The sequence below is a fragment of the Neochlamydia sp. AcF95 genome (genome assembly GCF_018342455.1).
GTDB lineage: Bacteria > Chlamydiota > Chlamydiia > Chlamydiales > Parachlamydiaceae > Neochlamydia.
Window position 1 is genome coordinate 1 of sequence record NZ_JAEMUC010000038.1, and the last position, 16059, is coordinate 16059.

The 16059-nt window shown below is 35.5% G+C and carries 14 protein-coding genes and 1 tRNA gene; 7 read left to right on the top strand and 8 right to left on the bottom strand.

Going from position 1 to position 16059, the window contains the following annotated elements:
- The first annotated feature begins 842 nt into the window (after positions 1-842).
- The 4 genes from pepF (at position 843) to NEOC95_RS03595 (ending at position 4937) form a co-directional block, all read left to right on the top strand.
- A complete protein-coding gene (gene pepF / locus NEOC95_RS03580) occupies positions 843-2687 on the top strand; it encodes an oligoendopeptidase F (protein WP_166155765.1) in 1845 nt (614 codons plus the stop codon).
- Between the two features lie 124 nt (positions 2688-2811).
- Complete coding sequence (locus NEOC95_RS03585; protein ID WP_166155768.1) at positions 2812-3138, top strand: co-chaperone GroES; 327 nt, start codon at positions 2812-2814, stop codon at positions 3136-3138.
- Between the two features lie 24 nt (positions 3139-3162).
- Positions 3163-4788 carry a chaperonin GroEL gene (gene groL, locus NEOC95_RS03590; protein WP_166155771.1) on the top strand — a complete coding sequence of 542 codons (1626 nt, stop codon included), beginning with the start codon at positions 3163-3165 and terminating at the stop codon, positions 4786-4788.
- A gap of 77 nt (positions 4789-4865) precedes the next feature.
- A tRNA-Asn gene (locus NEOC95_RS03595) sits at positions 4866-4937 on the top strand.
- Positions 4938-5424: 487 nt separating this feature from the next.
- Here the strand turns inward: NEOC95_RS03595 and NEOC95_RS03600 are convergent.
- The 4 genes from NEOC95_RS03600 to NEOC95_RS03615 form a co-directional block, all read right to left on the bottom strand.
- Complete coding sequence (locus NEOC95_RS03600; RefSeq protein ID WP_166155774.1) at positions 5425-5781, bottom strand: hypothetical protein; 357 nt, start codon at positions 5779-5781, stop codon at positions 5425-5427.
- 431 nt (positions 5782-6212) lie between these two features.
- The gene (locus tag NEOC95_RS03605; protein WP_242678193.1) at positions 6213-6407 is read right to left on the bottom strand and encodes a helix-turn-helix domain-containing transcriptional regulator; all 195 of its coding nucleotides are present in this window, start codon (positions 6405-6407) and stop codon (positions 6213-6215) included.
- Positions 6408-6418: 11 nt separating this feature from the next.
- Positions 6419-6685 (bottom strand): helix-turn-helix domain-containing transcriptional regulator, encoded by a 267-nt coding sequence (locus tag NEOC95_RS03610; protein WP_166155777.1) that lies wholly within the window; start codon positions 6683-6685, stop codon positions 6419-6421.
- Entirely contained in the window at positions 6678-6980 is a 303-nt protein-coding gene (locus NEOC95_RS03615) for a type II toxin-antitoxin system RelE/ParE family toxin (protein ID WP_213151653.1), read from the bottom strand. The genes NEOC95_RS03610 and NEOC95_RS03615 overlap by 8 nt, the downstream gene beginning before the upstream one ends.
- Positions 6981-8776: 1796 nt before the next feature.
- Between NEOC95_RS03615 and NEOC95_RS03620 the strand changes: the two genes are divergently transcribed.
- Complete coding sequence (locus NEOC95_RS03620; RefSeq protein ID WP_213151655.1) at positions 8777-9517, top strand: hypothetical protein; 741 nt, start codon at positions 8777-8779, stop codon at positions 9515-9517.
- 458 nt (positions 9518-9975) lie between these two features.
- Positions 9976-11562, top strand: a complete 1587-nt coding sequence (locus NEOC95_RS03625) for a gamma-glutamyl-gamma-aminobutyrate hydrolase family protein (protein ID WP_213151657.1) — start codon at positions 9976-9978, stop codon at positions 11560-11562.
- Positions 11563-11749: 187 nt separating this feature from the next.
- Here the strand turns inward: NEOC95_RS03625 and NEOC95_RS03630 are convergent, their stop codons facing one another.
- Positions 11750-12277, bottom strand: a complete 528-nt coding sequence (locus NEOC95_RS03630; protein WP_213151659.1) for an NADH-quinone oxidoreductase subunit C — start codon at positions 12275-12277, stop codon at positions 11750-11752.
- A gap of 1371 nt (positions 12278-13648) precedes the next feature.
- On the opposite strand from NEOC95_RS03630, the gene NEOC95_RS03635 reads away from it, so the two are divergent.
- A complete protein-coding gene (locus NEOC95_RS03635; protein ID WP_166155792.1) occupies positions 13649-14125 on the top strand; it encodes a hypothetical protein in 477 nt (158 codons plus the stop codon).
- A 62-nt stretch (positions 14126-14187) separates the two neighbouring features.
- On the opposite strand, the gene NEOC95_RS03640 is transcribed toward NEOC95_RS03635, so the two are convergent.
- From NEOC95_RS03640 to NEOC95_RS03650, 3 genes are read right to left on the bottom strand one after another with little or no spacing between them, the layout of a single operon-like run.
- Positions 14188-14616 (bottom strand): DNA polymerase III subunit chi, encoded by a 429-nt coding sequence (locus tag NEOC95_RS03640; protein ID WP_213151661.1) that lies wholly within the window; start codon positions 14614-14616, stop codon positions 14188-14190.
- Positions 14603-15262, bottom strand: a complete 660-nt coding sequence (locus NEOC95_RS03645; protein ID WP_166155798.1) for a DUF502 domain-containing protein — start codon at positions 15260-15262, stop codon at positions 14603-14605. Before NEOC95_RS03645 ends, NEOC95_RS03640 begins: the two co-directional genes overlap by 14 nt.
- Positions 15259-15930, bottom strand: coding sequence for a DUF502 domain-containing protein (locus NEOC95_RS03650; RefSeq protein WP_213151663.1), 672 nt, complete (start codon positions 15928-15930; stop codon positions 15259-15261). Before NEOC95_RS03650 ends, NEOC95_RS03645 begins: the two co-directional genes overlap by 4 nt.
- Positions 15931-16059: the final 129 nt, after the last annotated feature.

Below are 16059 nucleotides of genomic sequence, written 5' to 3' on the forward strand. Positions count from 1 at the left end.
TGGTTAGAATGGTCTAATTGGCGTCGTAAGCATCAAGCGAGTGCTTGTTACTACCATTATCAAAGGCAAAGAAAGCTATGTTTACATTTACCACTGTAGTACTAAGTAGCTTCACATCCGAGATAAATATCTATAAAGTTTAACGGTGATAACTTTTTCTGGGGAAAAAAGGATCTGAGGATAGGGGTGGTTAAAATTGGGAGAGCTTAGCAGCAAGCTTAAATATAGATAAAGTGCAACGTAAAGCGTTAGTATGGCGCCAAAATTTCAACAGCCGTTTTTTTAATTTATAAAATATATTTTAGAACATTAAACAATCATGCCTTATCGAAAAATTAATGGTTTTTGAGGGAAGGTATCTTTTAAATAAGGATTTTCAAAGAGTTGGAAAAAGCCAATTTTCAATCGGTAAATTGCATTTTGCTAGCCTCCCTCAAATTATAGAGGCCTAAAAATTTTTCCTTCTATCGTTAATAAATAGCATCGAAAATTTAAATTGCTTGGACTCTTAAGAGAATGCAAGAATTAGCGCCTTCTTACCAAAATAGGAATAGACTTTGATCAATTTATTTAGCTAATAATGATGGCCGATGAATACTTTCAGCCAGCATTTTGAAAAAAAACCCCACAGTTTTTTTTTCTAAAAAGATTGACTTAATCCTCAAAGTTATCAACAAATGATAAGAGTAGCTTTAAACCCAATTAAGTTAGTTAAAGCTGAGGCCGATTTCGTTATTTCATTCTTATGTCTACTTTCATCCTATTTATAATCGCTTCCCATCATGCTGTACATACAATTCGCGAATATGTATATTCAAACCTTTCATTACAAAAGGTACAATATGCTAAAAAAACGTTCACAAGTAGCTAAGAAGGACTGTTGGAATGTAGAATCTCTTTATTATTCTTTAGCCGATTGGCAAAAAGATTTCAGCTCAGTAGCTGAAATAGATAAATCTCCGCATTGGCCTCAATTGGCTCGCTTTAAAGGTAAGCTAGGAAAAGGTGCGCAAACTCTTAAAAAAGCTTTGGAAGTGCTTTTTGATATTTCTAGAAAGCTTTCTAAGCTATATACCTATGCACACTTGCGTCATGATGAAGATATTACTAATGATGAATATAAAGCAGCTTTGGCTAAAATCATTCACTTACACCATGCTTTTAACCAGGAAAGCGCCTGGTTTGAGCCAGAACTTCTTGCTTTGCCGGGTATAGAGTTAAAAAAGTTAATGACAGCCGAGTTTTTGAAAAGCTATCGTTTTTACCTAGAGAAAATAGTTCGGCTAAAAAAATATACCTTATCGGCAGAAAAAGAAGAGCTTGTCGCTTTATCGGGGGAGGCAATGTCTACAGGAGTTAAAGCTTTTTCTGCGATCAATGATGCGGATTTTAAATTCGAAAAAGTGAGCGATAGTAAAAGAAAAAAGCATGAATTGACGCAATCTTCCTACGGAGTATTCATACGAAATTCAGATCGCACTTTGCGGAAAAATGCTTTTGAGCAGATGCATAATAAATATATGCAGCATGAAAATACCATGTGTGAATTATTAAATGGAAATGTGCAAGCTCATATTTTTAATGCTCGGGCCCATAATTTCCAATCATGCTTAGAGGCTTCACTTTTGCCAAAAAACATCGACGTAAAGGTTTATCATTCCTTGATCGCTGCCGTAAATGCAAATATAGGTGTTCTCCATCAATATATTCGTTTGCGAGAAGAAGTTTTAAATTTAGGACCTCTTCATTTGTATGATATGTATGTTCCTTTAGCTAGTCACCTAGATATAAAAATGAGTTATGAAGAAGCAGAAGAGGCTGTAATAGAATCGGTTGCACCTTTAGGTACAGAGTATCAGAATATTTTAAAAAGGGGGCTTTTAGAAGAACGATGGGTAGATCGATATGAAAATATAAATAAGCGCTCTGGAGCCTACTCAAGTGGTTGCTACGATAGTATGCCTTATATTTTGATGAATTATAAAGGACTTATAAGGGATGTTTTCACGCTTGCTCATGAAGCAGGTCATAGTATGCATAGCTACCTAAGTCGTAAAAATCAACCTTATCAATATGCCGATTATCCTATTTTTTTAGCAGAGGTAGCTTCTACATTTAATGAGGACTTATTAATGCGTTATCTGCTCAAAAAAGCTCAATCTAAGGAAGAGAAAATATTTTTGCTTAATCAGCAAATTGAAGATATTCGTGCTACTTTATTCCGTCAAACCATGTTTGCGGAATTTGAGCTTTTTATTCATGAAAAAGCCGAAAAGAACATTCCCCTTACCCCACAAATGCTTAAAGAGCAATTCTTCAAACTTAATGCTCATTATTTTGGCCCTGCAGTAATCGATCGTTTAATAGAGTACGAGTGGGCAAGGATTCCCCATTTTTACTACAATTTTTATGTCTATCAATATGCTACAGGCATCAGTGCCGCTCTGGCCCTTTCAGAAAAAGTATCCCACGGGGGTAAAAAAGAACGAGAGGCTTATCTATCTTTTTTGAAAAGCGGCTCTAGTCAGTATCCGATCGAGTTGTTAATAAAAGCTGGAGTGGATATGCGCTCGTCTGCACCTGTTGAAGCAGCCATTCATAAATTTCAAGAGCTGGTACAAGAATTAGCTTTTTTACTAGGCAAAAAAAAGAGCGTAGCCAAAAAAACTGCCAGAAATAAAAATTAGAGATTTTTAGCACTTTCTATTGATGATTGCTAAATTTAGCTTGCGAAAATTTAATCTCTTAAAATATAGTGAGGCTTCTATCCTCTGGAACATGTATTTAAATCTTGCAAAGTAGGGAGTTTTTATGGAACAGACACAAACAAAAGAACAACAAAACTTGAACGTCAAATTTAAGCCTCTAGGTAACAGAGTGCTTGTTCGTCGTCTTGAGCAGGAAGAAAAGTTGAAAGGTGGCATCATTTTGCCGGACAGCGCAAAGAAAAAGCAGGAGCAAGCCAAAGTTGTAGCGATTGGTACTGGTAGAAAAGACAAAAAGGGACAGTTGATCCCTATCCCTGTAAATATAGGCGATATCATTATTATGGAGAAATATTCAGGCCAAGATATCAAACTAGAAGATGAAGAGTATGTCATCTTAAAAGCAGATGATATTATTGGTATTGTAGAATAACATAGGTTCAAGGAGAAACAGATTATGACTGCGAAAGATATTAAATTTAAAGAAGATGCTCGTCAAAAAATTCTTAAAGGTGTACGCATTCTTGCTGATGCCGTAAAAGTCACACTAGGTCCCAAAGGACGCAATGTGATTATTGATAAAGCCTATGGAACACCTCACATTACCAAAGATGGTGTGACTGTAGCTAAAGAAATTGAGTTGGAAGACAAGCATGAGAATATGGGCGCTCAAATGGTGAAAGAAGTAGCTAGTAAGACAGCTGATAAAGCTGGAGATGGTACAACTACAGCTACAGTGCTCGCTGAATTCATTTATGCCGAAGGTCTTCGTAATGTGGCCGCTGGAGCAAATCCGCTTAGTTTACGCCGTGGTATTGAAAAAGCTGTCAAAGCAGTCGTTAAAGAATTACAATCCCGCAGCAAAAAAGTTCAAGATTCTAAAGAGATTGTTCAAATAGCCACTATATCTGCCAATAATGATCAACAGATTGGAGAAATCATAGCTAAAGCCATGGAAAGGGTGGGGAAAGATGGAACCATCACGGTCGAAGAAGCTAAAGGTTTTGAGATGACGCTTGATGTAGTCGAAGGAATGAATTTTGATCGAGGCTATCTTTCTGCTTATTTTATGACCAATCCGGAAACCCAAGAGTGTATATTAGAAGATGCTTTTGTGTTAGTCTATGAAAAAAAGATTTCCGTTTTAAAAGAATTCATTCCTATCCTGCAAGCTTGCGCTGAAAGTGGAAAGCCATTGCTTGTTATTGCTGAGGATGTGGAAGGAGAGGCATTGGCTACCTTAGTAGTAAATCGTCTGCGCACGGGCCTAAAGTTTTGTGCAGTAAAAGCTCCAGGATTTGGCGATCGCCGTAAGGCTATGTTAGAAGATATTGCGATTTTAACAGGGGCTCAAGTGATCAGCGAAGAACTTGGAATGAAGCTCGAAAGTACAACACTAGAGATGCTAGGACGTGCTAAGAAAATTATTGTTAATAAAGACGAAACAACGATCGTTGAAGGCATGGGTGATAAGAAAAAGATAGAGGAACGTGCATCGCTTATTAAACGTCAAATTGAAGAAACGGATTCTGATTACGATCGTGAAAAGCTACAAGAACGATTAGCTAAGATATCTGGTGGCGTTGCTGTCATCCGTGTGGGTGCGGCTACTGAAGTGGAAATGAAAGAAATGAAAGATCGTGTCGATGATGCTCATCATGCCACTGCAGCTGCAGTAGCGGAAGGTTACTTGCCTGGTGGAGGTGTAGCTTACATACGCTGCGTACCTTCAGTGCTAAGCTTAGCAGAAAGTTTAGAGGGTGACGAAAAAACTGGCGCTAAAATTATTGCCAAAGCATTAAGTGCGCCACTTCGCCAGCTAGCAGAGAATGCAGGCCAAGAGGGTCCTATCATTCTTCAACAAGTAGAAAAATTATCGGATACCCAAGGATATAACGCTTTAACGGGCGAATTTACCGATATGATCAAAGCGGGAATTTTAGATCCTACCAAAGTTGCTCGATGCGCATTAGAGAATGCAGCCTCAGTAGCTGGCTTGTTAATTACTACAGAAGCTCTCATTGCCGATGTTGTAGATGAAAAAGCTGCTCCTGCCATGCCTCCTGGAGGGATGGACTACTAAAAAATAAAAGCGGCAAAATAAATTGCCGCTTTTTCTTGCCAAATATTAAGCTTATTATGTAATATACCGCTTTCTGATCCGGAATAGCTCAGCGGTAGAGCAGTGGACTGTTAATCCATTGGTCGTAGGTTCGAATCCTACTTCCGGAGATTCTTTGGTTGAAGTGATGTTGCCAGGAGCAGCAAAAACGGCTCACGCAGCGTCACAAGCAATCTTTTTTCTTTCAATTTCAAGTTCGAAAAAACTAAATTTAACAATTGTTGTTTTTGTTCATCTTCCACCTCCTGAAGAGGTTCTTTGCTCGTTTTGCCAAATCCAACTCTATTCTCGCCGTGATTAGACATCTTCTATGGGTATTGGCATGTACTTTCATCTTTGAAATTATCTCGCACTTTTGTCTCTTATATTCTTCGAGCTTGGAATGATAGGTGTCAGAATCAAGCGCTCTATCCAGATGCATATCAATGAGCTTAGACGGCTTTGAATATGATCTAGCTCTTTGCAAAGTGTGTCTTAGAAATGCTTAAAAAATTCTTGTTCATGCGCATAAGATTTTTTAAGATAGGTTACAATCTCTTCAATTGCTACATCGGGTAGCTGAAGCTGGTCAAGATATTCCATTAGAGGAGTTAAAGCTTACTCCTCTCTAACCCAAATCTTTTGGCATGTTCGCTTGGAGTTATTGCAGCTATAGTAAATATATTTTTGCTTTTTAATATCTCCAGTGGCAGCGCATCCACTAGGCTCGCACGTAATCAATTCCCTAAAAAGAATGGGATGACCTGCATAGTGAATAGGAGCTTTATTGTGACCTGCCATAATATCCTGTACTTGGCCAAGTAGGCCTTCAGATATTAAAAGCGGGTATCGATGCGGATATAGCTCTCCTTTTATGCGCATAACACCAAAGTAAAAAGGATTCTTAAGAGTGATTTTAATTCGGCTAGATCCTAACAGATTTCCTTGAGCGTTTGGCAATCCTAGCTTATTCATTTCATCAGCAATTGTTTAAAACGAGTGAATGTGAGTGGCATAAAGTTCAAAAATTTTAATAACGAAAGTAGTATTCTGAGGATCAACCTCGATCATCTTCTTGCCGGTAGGTAGAGTAACGTTCTTGTACCCAAAAGTTGCCTTTGTGATCCATTCACCCTTTCGTACGCTTTGAACCTCTATGTCTAGAATGGATAAGTAAAAAAGGAATATTCAAAAAAGAATATAAAGTTACTGAGAAAAAGAGGATTAAAGAAATAGGAAATGCTTTCTCAAAGTGGTATACTTGCTTGATGAGCAAAATCTAACTGAAGTTTCAGCTATCCAAAAAAAGATCTTATCTATTGAAAGCATGCTCGAAGCCGCCTTACTATGCCATTGAGTGGTTACTTGTGCTTGAAAGGGTTTTATAAAAACTTTCGCGCCCTACTTTAAGCCTTTTTAGCGAGAGCACCAATACCACCTTGAGCTTCTGCGACATTGCGGAGAGCAATAAGAAAGAGTTGCTGGGACTCTTCATCGCCTTTAAGGCTCTCTTCCAAAGCATTGTTTAGATACGCAACGGCTTCCTCATGATCTTTGAGCTTTTCAAGAAGCCAATCTTGATATTTCGTATTTCTTCTCATAAAATGCTCTTTTAAAGGGTTGCATTTACCAGTTTAGCCAGTGTGTGAAGGGTAGGATTTTTGCTTTTAAAGGCATGATAGAGGGTCGTTCTAGGTAAACCATGCTCTTTAGCAAGCTGGCTTTTATTCTTGGCACTGATATGAGCTTCCAGAATTTCAATCACACCATCAGGATCATTTTCTTTTAAGCACTCCCAAACAGCTTTTGCAATAAGCTCTTCATCTAAAAGATCTTTCATTGGATTGTATTCCCGAGGCGTTTTCTTAAATTTAGTCATAAACCCACTCTTTGTAAATTTTTTCTGCCTGTTTGATGTCTTTAGTTTGGCCATTTTTATTTCCTCCTAACAGTAGTAATACCTGGCTTACTGGGATCAAACAGTAATAGATTCTTCGTCCATTATCCCATCGAAGTTCCCAAACATGGTCTCTTACTTGTTTGTGATCTCCAAAATGCCCTTCTTCTTTGATATTATCGATTCGTTTAGCAATTTGAACTCGAGATTTTGCGGGTTCACCCTCAAGCCATTCTTCAAACTCATCTGTTACGAGTATTTTGTATTTTCTCTTCATTGTACCATATATTGAACAATTAATCTACCAAGAAAAGTTACCTCCAACTCTCTCCATTTTCTGAATAAAAAAGTATCCTTTAAGATACCTTTGTTTTCAAGCAAATCCTAAGCTTCTACAAATGAATAAGAGATAAGGTTTTTTAAGAGCAATCCAGTCAAAAGTTCGAAGTGTACCCACTACCTGGAGATTTGTTAATGTATATAAACTGCAAGTGACTTAAAAAAACGGCTCAAGCAGTCTTACAAGCATCTTGCTTTCATCCAATTTTAAATTCAAAAAGTCAAAATTTAAGGTCTACCTTTTTTAGGTAATGCCAAGCAAGAAAGTCATTAAATAATTAAGAATGACTTGGCAAGATTGTATTTTTTGCTTAAAATGCGAAGCCTACTTAAAAATCTAGCTTATCATTACGTCTTCTTTTCTGTTAAAATTTTGCAAGGAGTAATATTTGTCATGTTGCCTCGCTGCGAAATAGCCTACAATAGATTGAAGATCCTGCATCGCCAATTTCTCAAACGAGCTACTAACGAGAGAGCGAAGAAATTTGGAGAAATTAAGGTATTCAACCTATCTTGCATTAAGCTCAACTTTCATGAACAATCTGTAGGGCTGAGAGCTTTACGTTCCTTATTTCATTTTCAATTTTTTAAAAATTAAATTATCCGCACTAAGCAAAGCTTTTGATGGAATGAGGGTGTCTTACACAGCGCCGTATGAGAGTGCTCAGTCTTAACAGAATAGTCTTAAAGTAGGTTGCTTACTGAAGAAAGAGAATTGAAATAGGTATGAATCAAGGGCTCGGTAACCTTTCACCATTGTATATTTAGTTTCCCCTAAATGATAAAAAGTTGATTCGGAGATATGGAATGGTTTTAAAAAGGAGGGAGAGATATTTATACTATGAAAATTTTTCTATGTTATCCATAGAATGAGGGCAACTATTCAAAGACTTTCGCTTGGCTGACTAAAGACCTCCAGATATCAGTATTAAAGCCTTTTGCCGGTGTTATCTTGGCAAATATTCATAGATTAAGAATTTAAAAAGAAATTTCTTAAAAACGAATTAAATTATACGCTTTTAGTCTATTCCTTACGCAATCACGTAATTTATAAAATCCCTTTTGTTAAGCAGAGGGACATCTTTCGGAGGATTGGGTATGCAGACGAAGTTTTTATAAAGCGTATTATAAAGTACCCATGGAATAAGAAACGCCAGCCTATTCCTTAAGGTCGATGCCAACCTTAAGGAAATGACTTAAAACAGCTATATTTCTTCATTTCAAAGTTTTAATGATTGAAATCAATTTACTGAAGGAGGATGTATCTTAAATTATCGGGAGGGAGAGTCTGTTAAAAAAGCGAAAGATAGGGCACTGAGGATTTGAAATATCGGCATTCAAATTAGGCTAGAATATTTGGGAAGGACATAATTTTTTGATAATGCTAAGTCATTCTGAGTAAATCCGATAAGCCGGCTTACATTTATAAACCGCGAGAAGTAAAACTAGTGAAATTCTAAAAAAAGTAGTTGGTTTCTTTTTTTCCTCTGTAAGGAGGGGCTATTGAGGAGTAAATATGCCTATTAATAGAGATTTAAGCTTTTGTTTTGAACTAGCGCAGACTATACTAGGTAAGTTGTCTATTTGCTAAATAGGCTTTCTTTTAAGGCTTGCTGGTAAGAATCTCGCTTACACCTTAAGCGTTTTACTTCCCAAATAGCAAATAATTTTGTGAGTAATTATCTTGTTTAGATAAGAGATATCCAAATAAACACCCCCTTTAAGGAGGATAAAATGTCGCCTTTTCAAAAAGTGTTGCGTTTTAGATTTTCTAATTTTATTAAACTTTCTCTATCTTCTCTTTTTACTATAGGAGGAGTATGGTGTTTTTTTATCGCGCTCGCTTATACCGGCTTTCCTTTTGCCGAAATAAAGGTAGAGAAGTTTTTTGATCTTGGCTTTTTTTCAGTCTCGATTTTCGGTCTTATCATATTTTTAACCATGATTCCCTTTCAAGCAGTACAGGAAAGGCTATCACCTGGTTTTTTCTCACGCATCTCCAGTAATCCGAGAGCCCATTTTGGCTTATATATCTTGATCACTTCAGCTATTATTTGTTTTCTTGTAATAGCTCTTCAGCAAATACCCGTTATAGAAAAGTATTTAAGTGAATTGTTTTTGGCGCTGACCGTGTCCATTATTTTTGCTATTATATTTCACCATTGTTGGGTAATTCGACATCTTTACCAACCTTACGTCGTTTATAATCATATTAAGGAGCTTAAAGGAGAGGAATCGACAGAAGAAACCTGGCTAGAGCTTTTTGAATGTGTATATAAGGCAATCAAACAAGGGCGAGTCAGTGATGCGAGAAATATTATCAATGTAATTACTCATAATTTTACTCAAGATGTTACTAAAAAAGAAAATAGGATGCTTTATGAGGATCTGACCAACTTGTATACCATAGCTCGTGATTGTCGGCCGATTGCACGTTTAATGGAAAAGAAATGGCCTTTTCTACTTAATAAATAAAAGTCTCGGGGAAAGGGGTGTGGAAAAAGCCCTCTATAAAAGGAAGAAATTTTAAAGAATGAATGTCTTTTGAACCTGTTATAAAGTAGAATTTATAATGAATATTTTTATTTAATCCTTACGATATTAAATAATTTTTATTTAATTAATCATCAAGATTAACTCTATAGATTGTTAACTGGCTTGCTATCCTAAAAATTTTGAGAGGGAGGAGAAAATCTCCTAAAAGTAAGCGTGCATGGTTGATTAAATTGCTGAGGCTGAGGGGATGATAGGGATTTAAAAGCACAGCAAATAGAAATAAAAGCTATTTACACCTGCTTTTGGCTTTGCAGATGCCCACATAATTGCACTTAAATTTCGGTATCTTTCGTGAACGCTTAAGCTTTAAGAAGGCTAAAGAGTACTCATTAATAATATTTTTAGATATTACAGCTTAACTAATGTAGGGAGATAGAATGAGTAATATCAATAGAGAGGATATTAATAAAAATCAGTATTTACAGCTCTTAAGAGAAATAAAAGATAGAAGAAAAAATGATCCGGCCTGCTCAATCAATTTTACGGATTATTTAAAGAAAGGAAATTTTTCTTTAGAAGTGGCCTCTCTTGACTTAAAAGAAATTGGAATAACTGTAAATCCTATAGAAGGAATGGGATTAAAACCTTATTGGGGCACTGATATTTTAACACACGTAGATTTTAACAGGATTACCTTCAAAAATTGTAACTTTGAATACATAAATTTAACAGGTTCTTTATTTAAAGATTGTTGCTTCATAAATTGCAATCTCCATCATGCAGGGGGACTTAAAATTAAAATGATAAACACATCTTTCGAGGGCTGTACAATGAGGGAGATGTGTTTGGATGGTAGTAGCTTAAACAACATAAAATTTAGTAATTGTGATTTAAAATATGCAGATTTTTATGAAAGCAATCTCAAATCGGTGGATTTTAATTCTTCTATCTTGATCGGTAGCAATTTCCTAGAAGTTGAAATTGACGAGAGTCGCAGCTGTAATTTTATAAATTGCGAGCTAACGGACTGCTTACTATTTGATGCTAAACACAAATTTAATAGGATAGGAGGAAAAAAATATGAGGTTACTAAACCTATCATTCTCCTGCCGTGGAATTTTTATCAGCCTGGGTTGACCGCTACTAAAGTAAACTTAGCTATAAAAAAGGTAGATGGTATCCCTATAAAGTATAATTATTTGATGAATAATGTTAATCTTCTCCTCTTAGATCGGCAGGTAAAAAATCAAATTAGATTAATTCAGAAAAATGCCTCTCTCTGCACAAGCATCCCAGAACAAATTTTGAATGAGATAAGAGATGATCAACTAAAGCAAATAGAAAATTCGGAAATTTACAAGATCTACTTGATAGCTGTTAAGCTTTCTTCTTATGTCGATGCTATCATTTTACCTGGGGGAGCTGATCTAGAACCAGAATTTTATGGAGATAAAAAAGGCCCTCACACCCATACGGACTCTGATTATAGACGAAGCTTATTAGAGTTTGCATTGGTCCAACAAGCCATAATAAAAGATATTCCATTAATGGGCATTTGTAGAGGCGCGCATGTAGGCAATGTTTTTTATGGAGGCACCCTAAAACAGCATATTGAAGGGCAAGTAAGCCGCCAAATATACCACACGGAAGAACTTTCTGTGGATCAATCTCACAGCCTATTAAGAAAAGTGGTCAATTGCAAATTTAGTAGTATTTCTGCCCATCATCAAGCTTTAGATAGGATCGGTGATAACTTAAAAGAAATCATTGTTTATCCAAACGAAAAAGAGGAAATTCCTAAAGCTTTAGAGAATGATAGGGGAGGAAGTCCTAAAATTTTTCTTCAATTTCATCCTGAATATTTTGTGGATGCTGAAAGAAAAGTAGAGGCTGCTGCTAAAGTAAAAATATCCAAAGAAAACAAAAAAATATTTAAATCCTTCCTAGAAACTGTAAAACTAATCAAGAAGAGAAAAAAGAGGGTGGAATGTATTAAGGAAATTGTAAAGGAGCAGTTGATATAAAATAGAATTATATCAAGGTTAGCATTATCTTTTAAGGCTTGCATAGATAAATATAAAAATCAAAAACTTAATAAAAATATTTTTATCGATAACCTCGCCTAGATCATGTAAGAGAAGCTGCTCGTCAATAAGCCGTTACCTCTACCCACTTAAAGTTTATAAATCTTATCCTATTATTTAAAATTCTTCAATTTACAGGAGGATTAGCATGGACACAAGGGATGATTACAGAAGGATTCTGGTTGCAAAGGAGAGTTTTAAATTCCATAAACTCTTCAGGTTGTACATATCCTTGCGATGAAGGAGGCTTTTCCCGTTCCTTGGCTACCAAAATTCTGTTAGGCGTGTAATGCTCCGTAAATCGAACTTTAAATAAATTAAAAAGCTGGCACTCATACCCCTTTGCCTCTTCCCATATATCGGTTACTGAAGGAAGTAGCATGTCACCTTCGGTATAGCTGATTATTCGCATACGCTCACAATGAATAGGGTTATATAGCCAGTAAGCAATTTTTATTCTTTTTGTGGGCACTAGATAGTGGGCTGCTGTGAGATCTATCAAGACCTCGTAACCTACCTGCTTTAAGAATGAAAGAGTTTTTTTTATATCTTCTTTGCTTACTTCTATGATTGCTTCTCCAAGGAAATAAGTTTTATTAATAATTCCCTTTCCTAGCTGAACTTTTAAATTTTCCAATGTTTCAGAAATATTCATAGGGCTACTCTCCTGTTAAAATGGACTTTTTGGCTAATGGGTGCGCCTATCTTTCCTATCACGCCAAGCTTATCTTAAATAAGGCAATTAGATTTGTTGGGTAAAAACTATCTTAAAGAAAAAAAAGCTTTTTGTCTTAAGCACAGGCCGGGTAAAACTCTTAAATTGCTCAACATTATTCTCATAGGCTGCTATTCTACTTAAGGTTTGTAAATTGACCCATTACTGCTTGATCAGCTTTTTTTTTAAGATCTTGCCAGGTGAAGCAAGACTTACTGAAGGGAAAACTAAAAAGCCAGCCACCATATGAAAAGCTACGCAGTCCTGCGGTTTTGCAATACATAATTGATTTAGTTAAAAATTTGATCAATGACCAAGATTATTGCTAGGACACGTTACTTGATAAAAAAGCATCCATTAAAAAAATGGCCTTTACCTTTAGGCCTTTTCGGTCAAATATTTAAGTTGAAAAATTCTTTATAGAAATCCTTCAACCTTTAGATGCTGTTTTGCAGCCAACGAAAAGAGCATGACTCTAAAAAGCCTAGAAACCTCATAAACGCTTTAACCTCACCTGAAAATTTTCATATCAACACTCCCGGCATTTTGTCAATGTTTTCGATTGTGGAGGAGTGCTAGGCATTATTCGAGAGCTAAAATAAGGATCTAAATAATTTAATTATTAAATAACAATTTTTAATATCCAAGGAAGCTCGAATATTTATTGAAAAAAAATCCCGTGCTAATAATTATGATAAGAAAAAGGGAGAAATTATAAAAAATTTTTATATATTAAATAAAATTTTAAGCTAAGATGAAGAAGTGTGAAAATTATTTTGAAAAACTTTAAAAAGAAACAGTGTGAAAAATAAGATAAAAATGCAAATTATTAGTGACATGATAAAGCAAGCAATTTTTTAATTTAAAGCAATAAACTTTTTAAACAATATTAGCTTCATCCTAATGGATAAAAGTTTAAAACGGAAACAAGCTAAAGTTTTAAGTTTGCTTATTTGTATAAACTAGAAAATTTTAGACCTTATTTTTTTATCGCTTAGCTGTCGCCCTATGTTAGCTCTTTATGCTCTAGGTTTTTCCTTCATAAAAGATGCTTTATAAACGTTTAAAGATCATGGTATCTTGAAAGGAATAGAGTATGGAAACTTAAGAGAATATAGGCATAGGCTATTTTAGTTAATATGCAAAGCTGCTAGATAAGATCTATACGAGAGCTTTTCCATCTTAATTTTTAAATTTCCCCCTCTTCATTGATAAAAGAAAGCATCTATTAATTTTTGCTTTGATTAATGCATGATTAATTCTTTGATATATTTGCTCTTGATGACTTGATAATTTATTCTGAGGTTTTTTATGCAATATGCATATGTGTATAGCCAATCCAGGGCTAATTTTGAAATATTTGGGTATAAATTTCGTTTAAATCTGATAGATACCCTTCAAGAGAAGCTTAAAATTGTGGTAGATCGACCGGTAACGAAATCTCTTGCAGTAAGAACATTAAAGAATATTGAAAGAGAGTCAAATATCAAAGCTTTTCTTACTAAACGAGTAGTAGTAATCACCACAACGAGTGTTATAGTGGCAAGTGGTCTTTTTCTACCTAATGCTGCCGCTTCCCTCACTTTGCTTACTTCTACCTATCTTAGGAGCGTGATAGTTGCTGTAGGTACTATTTTCATCGCTTATGTTATGGCTAATAATAATCTTCCTAAATTATCACAGGCTTATCAAGACCAAGCTAGGCAAGCGCGCTATTTAATGGAAGAAATTAGAAACAAAGAAGATAATGTGGCTTTCATTTTCCCTAATAGTGAAAGAATTTCTTAATAAAACTGTTTGACTCACTTCTTAGCAAAAACACTCTTTAATTTCTTCTTTTTATCTACCCTTTACTCCAAAGCTGCCGATTGGACGATAGTAAACTGCTTGGAAGTGTAAATCTGCTGACGGCGTTGCGATTGCGCTAGCTTTTCAGGGTGAGTTTGATCATACAGCTCATAAACAACATTAAATTGATCTGCAATAGGGCTTACTTCGGCGCATAGATTTATCAAAACAAGCGCCTGATTTAAATTTTGAGCAGCAGAAGTGATAACCACTTTCTCTGATGAAGGAGTATTCGAAGCTATATGAGGAAGAAAGCTCTCTGGGAAAAATTTCCACAGCAATTCATCGAGATAACGTGTAGCTTGTTCATTGGGAGCGACGATTAAAATGTTATCTCCTAATTCAAAATGATGCTGGATATAATGACAAATAGCTCTTAGTTTTTGCTGGTTAGAGCCTACAGGAATGAAAATGATATTAGGTTTTTGCATGATCAGAAACCCCTGGCATGGAAGGAAGCATAATACCGCAAGACACTAAAAGCTTGAAAGCGTCCTCAACTTTCATGTCAATTAACCTGACTTTATCGGGAGGAAACATCAGAATGAACCCGAAAGTAGGATTAGGGGTCCCTGGTACAAAAATTGCTATTTTACCTTTTAATTTGCTCTCAGAGGTCTCCTTAAGGGTATTTGAAGTTAAAAAGCCAATAGACAAAGAGTTTTCATGAGGATAAGGGACAAGCACAACTTGTTTAAAAGATGAGCTGGTAGAAGAAAAAAGAGGATGAATAACATCTTGGAGAGACTTATACACTTTATTGATAATTGGAATATGACGAATCAAATTATCAGTAAAGCTAAGGAGAGAATACATAAAAAATGTACGAGTTAAAAATCCTATAAAAATAATAAATATAACGACCATGATCAAAATAAATAGACGAATAATGATGAGCAGTCCTAGCGTTTTGTCTAAATTCCACAGATAATCATCCGCAGGTTGATAGTAATGAAAAACTTCTTTAAGGAGATGAATAAAGGGATCGGTCAATAGATTTACTATAAAAGCTACGATAGCTAATGTAAAGATAACAGGCAAAAGGAGTGCCAATCCCGTTAAAAAATATTTTTTCATAAGGGTACGCTCGGGGATGTAGATAAAATATCTGTAGGGGGTAATAAAGGATGAAATGGGACAGAAATTACTCCACAAGAAATGATATATTTAAAAGCTTCTTCCACACTCATATCCAAATAAATAAGTTCATTTTTTTTAAACATCATTAAAAAACCAGAAGTCGGATTGGGAGTGCAGGGAACAAAAATAGCCATTAGCTCTTCATCTGAATGACTGCCTAAACCTACCATATTCTCTCGGGTAATCAGACCTATACAATAAGTGGTCGCATTTGGATAGGGCACCATGACAACTTGCTTAAAAGATTTGCCTTCTGAAATAAATAATGTTTTGATTACATCTTTACAAGTATTGTAAACGGAGCGAATAAAAGGAATGCGTCGTAAAATTTTTTCTGTAAATCGGAGAATATATCTCACTATAAGCCAACGTCCAATCATTCCCACGAAGACAGTAGAGAAAAAGATAAAGACCAAAATAATAACTTGGCTGATTAAATGTTGCAGTTGAGGTGGAGTTTTTTCAAGAAAATGATTTTGCCGAAGGATTTCTTTAGTGATGCCTGCAAAAGGGTCAGTGAGCTTATTAAAAACAAAAACTACGATAACGATAGTCAAAGTTAAAGGCAAAAGAACGGCAAGACCTGTAATGAAATGTTTTTTCATAAAGCCACTATAACAGAAGAGAATTAATTATTCAAAAGATGTGATGATAAAGCAGCCATTCCCGCAAATAAAAATTTTAACATTATTTAAAGATAATCCTAAGGTCTGCTTATCTAAAAGCAAAAGGGT

What these genes read in the sequence shown, in the direction of transcription:
- pepF (WP_166155765.1), top strand. Translation starts at nt 843, where the DNA reads ATGCTAAAAAAACGTTCACAAGTAGCTAAGAAGGACTGTTGGAATGTA.
- NEOC95_RS03585 (WP_166155768.1), top strand. Translation starts at nt 2,812, where the DNA reads ATGGAACAGACACAAACAAAAGAACAACAAAACTTGAACGTCAAATTT.
- groL (WP_166155771.1), top strand. Translation starts at nt 3,163, where the DNA reads ATGACTGCGAAAGATATTAAATTTAAAGAAGATGCTCGTCAAAAAATT.
- NEOC95_RS03600 (WP_166155774.1), bottom strand. Translation starts at nt 5,781, where the DNA reads ATGAATAAGCTAGGATTGCCAAACGCTCAAGGAAATCTGTTAGGATCT.
- NEOC95_RS03605 (WP_242678193.1), bottom strand. Translation starts at nt 6,407, where the DNA reads ATGAGAAGAAATACGAAATATCAAGATTGGCTTCTTGAAAAGCTCAAA.
- NEOC95_RS03610 (WP_166155777.1), bottom strand. Translation starts at nt 6,685, where the DNA reads ATGACTAAATTTAAGAAAACGCCTCGGGAATACAATCCAATGAAAGAT.
- NEOC95_RS03615 (WP_213151653.1), bottom strand. Translation starts at nt 6,980, where the DNA reads ATGAAGAGAAAATACAAAATACTCGTAACAGATGAGTTTGAAGAATGG.
- NEOC95_RS03620 (WP_213151655.1), top strand. Translation starts at nt 8,777, where the DNA reads ATGTCGCCTTTTCAAAAAGTGTTGCGTTTTAGATTTTCTAATTTTATT.
- NEOC95_RS03625 (WP_213151657.1), top strand. Translation starts at nt 9,976, where the DNA reads ATGAGTAATATCAATAGAGAGGATATTAATAAAAATCAGTATTTACAG.
- NEOC95_RS03630 (WP_213151659.1), bottom strand. Translation starts at nt 12,277, where the DNA reads ATGAATATTTCTGAAACATTGGAAAATTTAAAAGTTCAGCTAGGAAAG.
- NEOC95_RS03635 (WP_166155792.1), top strand. Translation starts at nt 13,649, where the DNA reads ATGCAATATGCATATGTGTATAGCCAATCCAGGGCTAATTTTGAAATA.
- NEOC95_RS03640 (WP_213151661.1), bottom strand. Translation starts at nt 14,616, where the DNA reads ATGCAAAAACCTAATATCATTTTCATTCCTGTAGGCTCTAACCAGCAA.
- NEOC95_RS03645 (WP_166155798.1), bottom strand. Translation starts at nt 15,262, where the DNA reads ATGAAAAAATATTTTTTAACGGGATTGGCACTCCTTTTGCCTGTTATC.
- NEOC95_RS03650 (WP_213151663.1), bottom strand. Translation starts at nt 15,930, where the DNA reads ATGAAAAAACATTTCATTACAGGTCTTGCCGTTCTTTTGCCTTTAACT.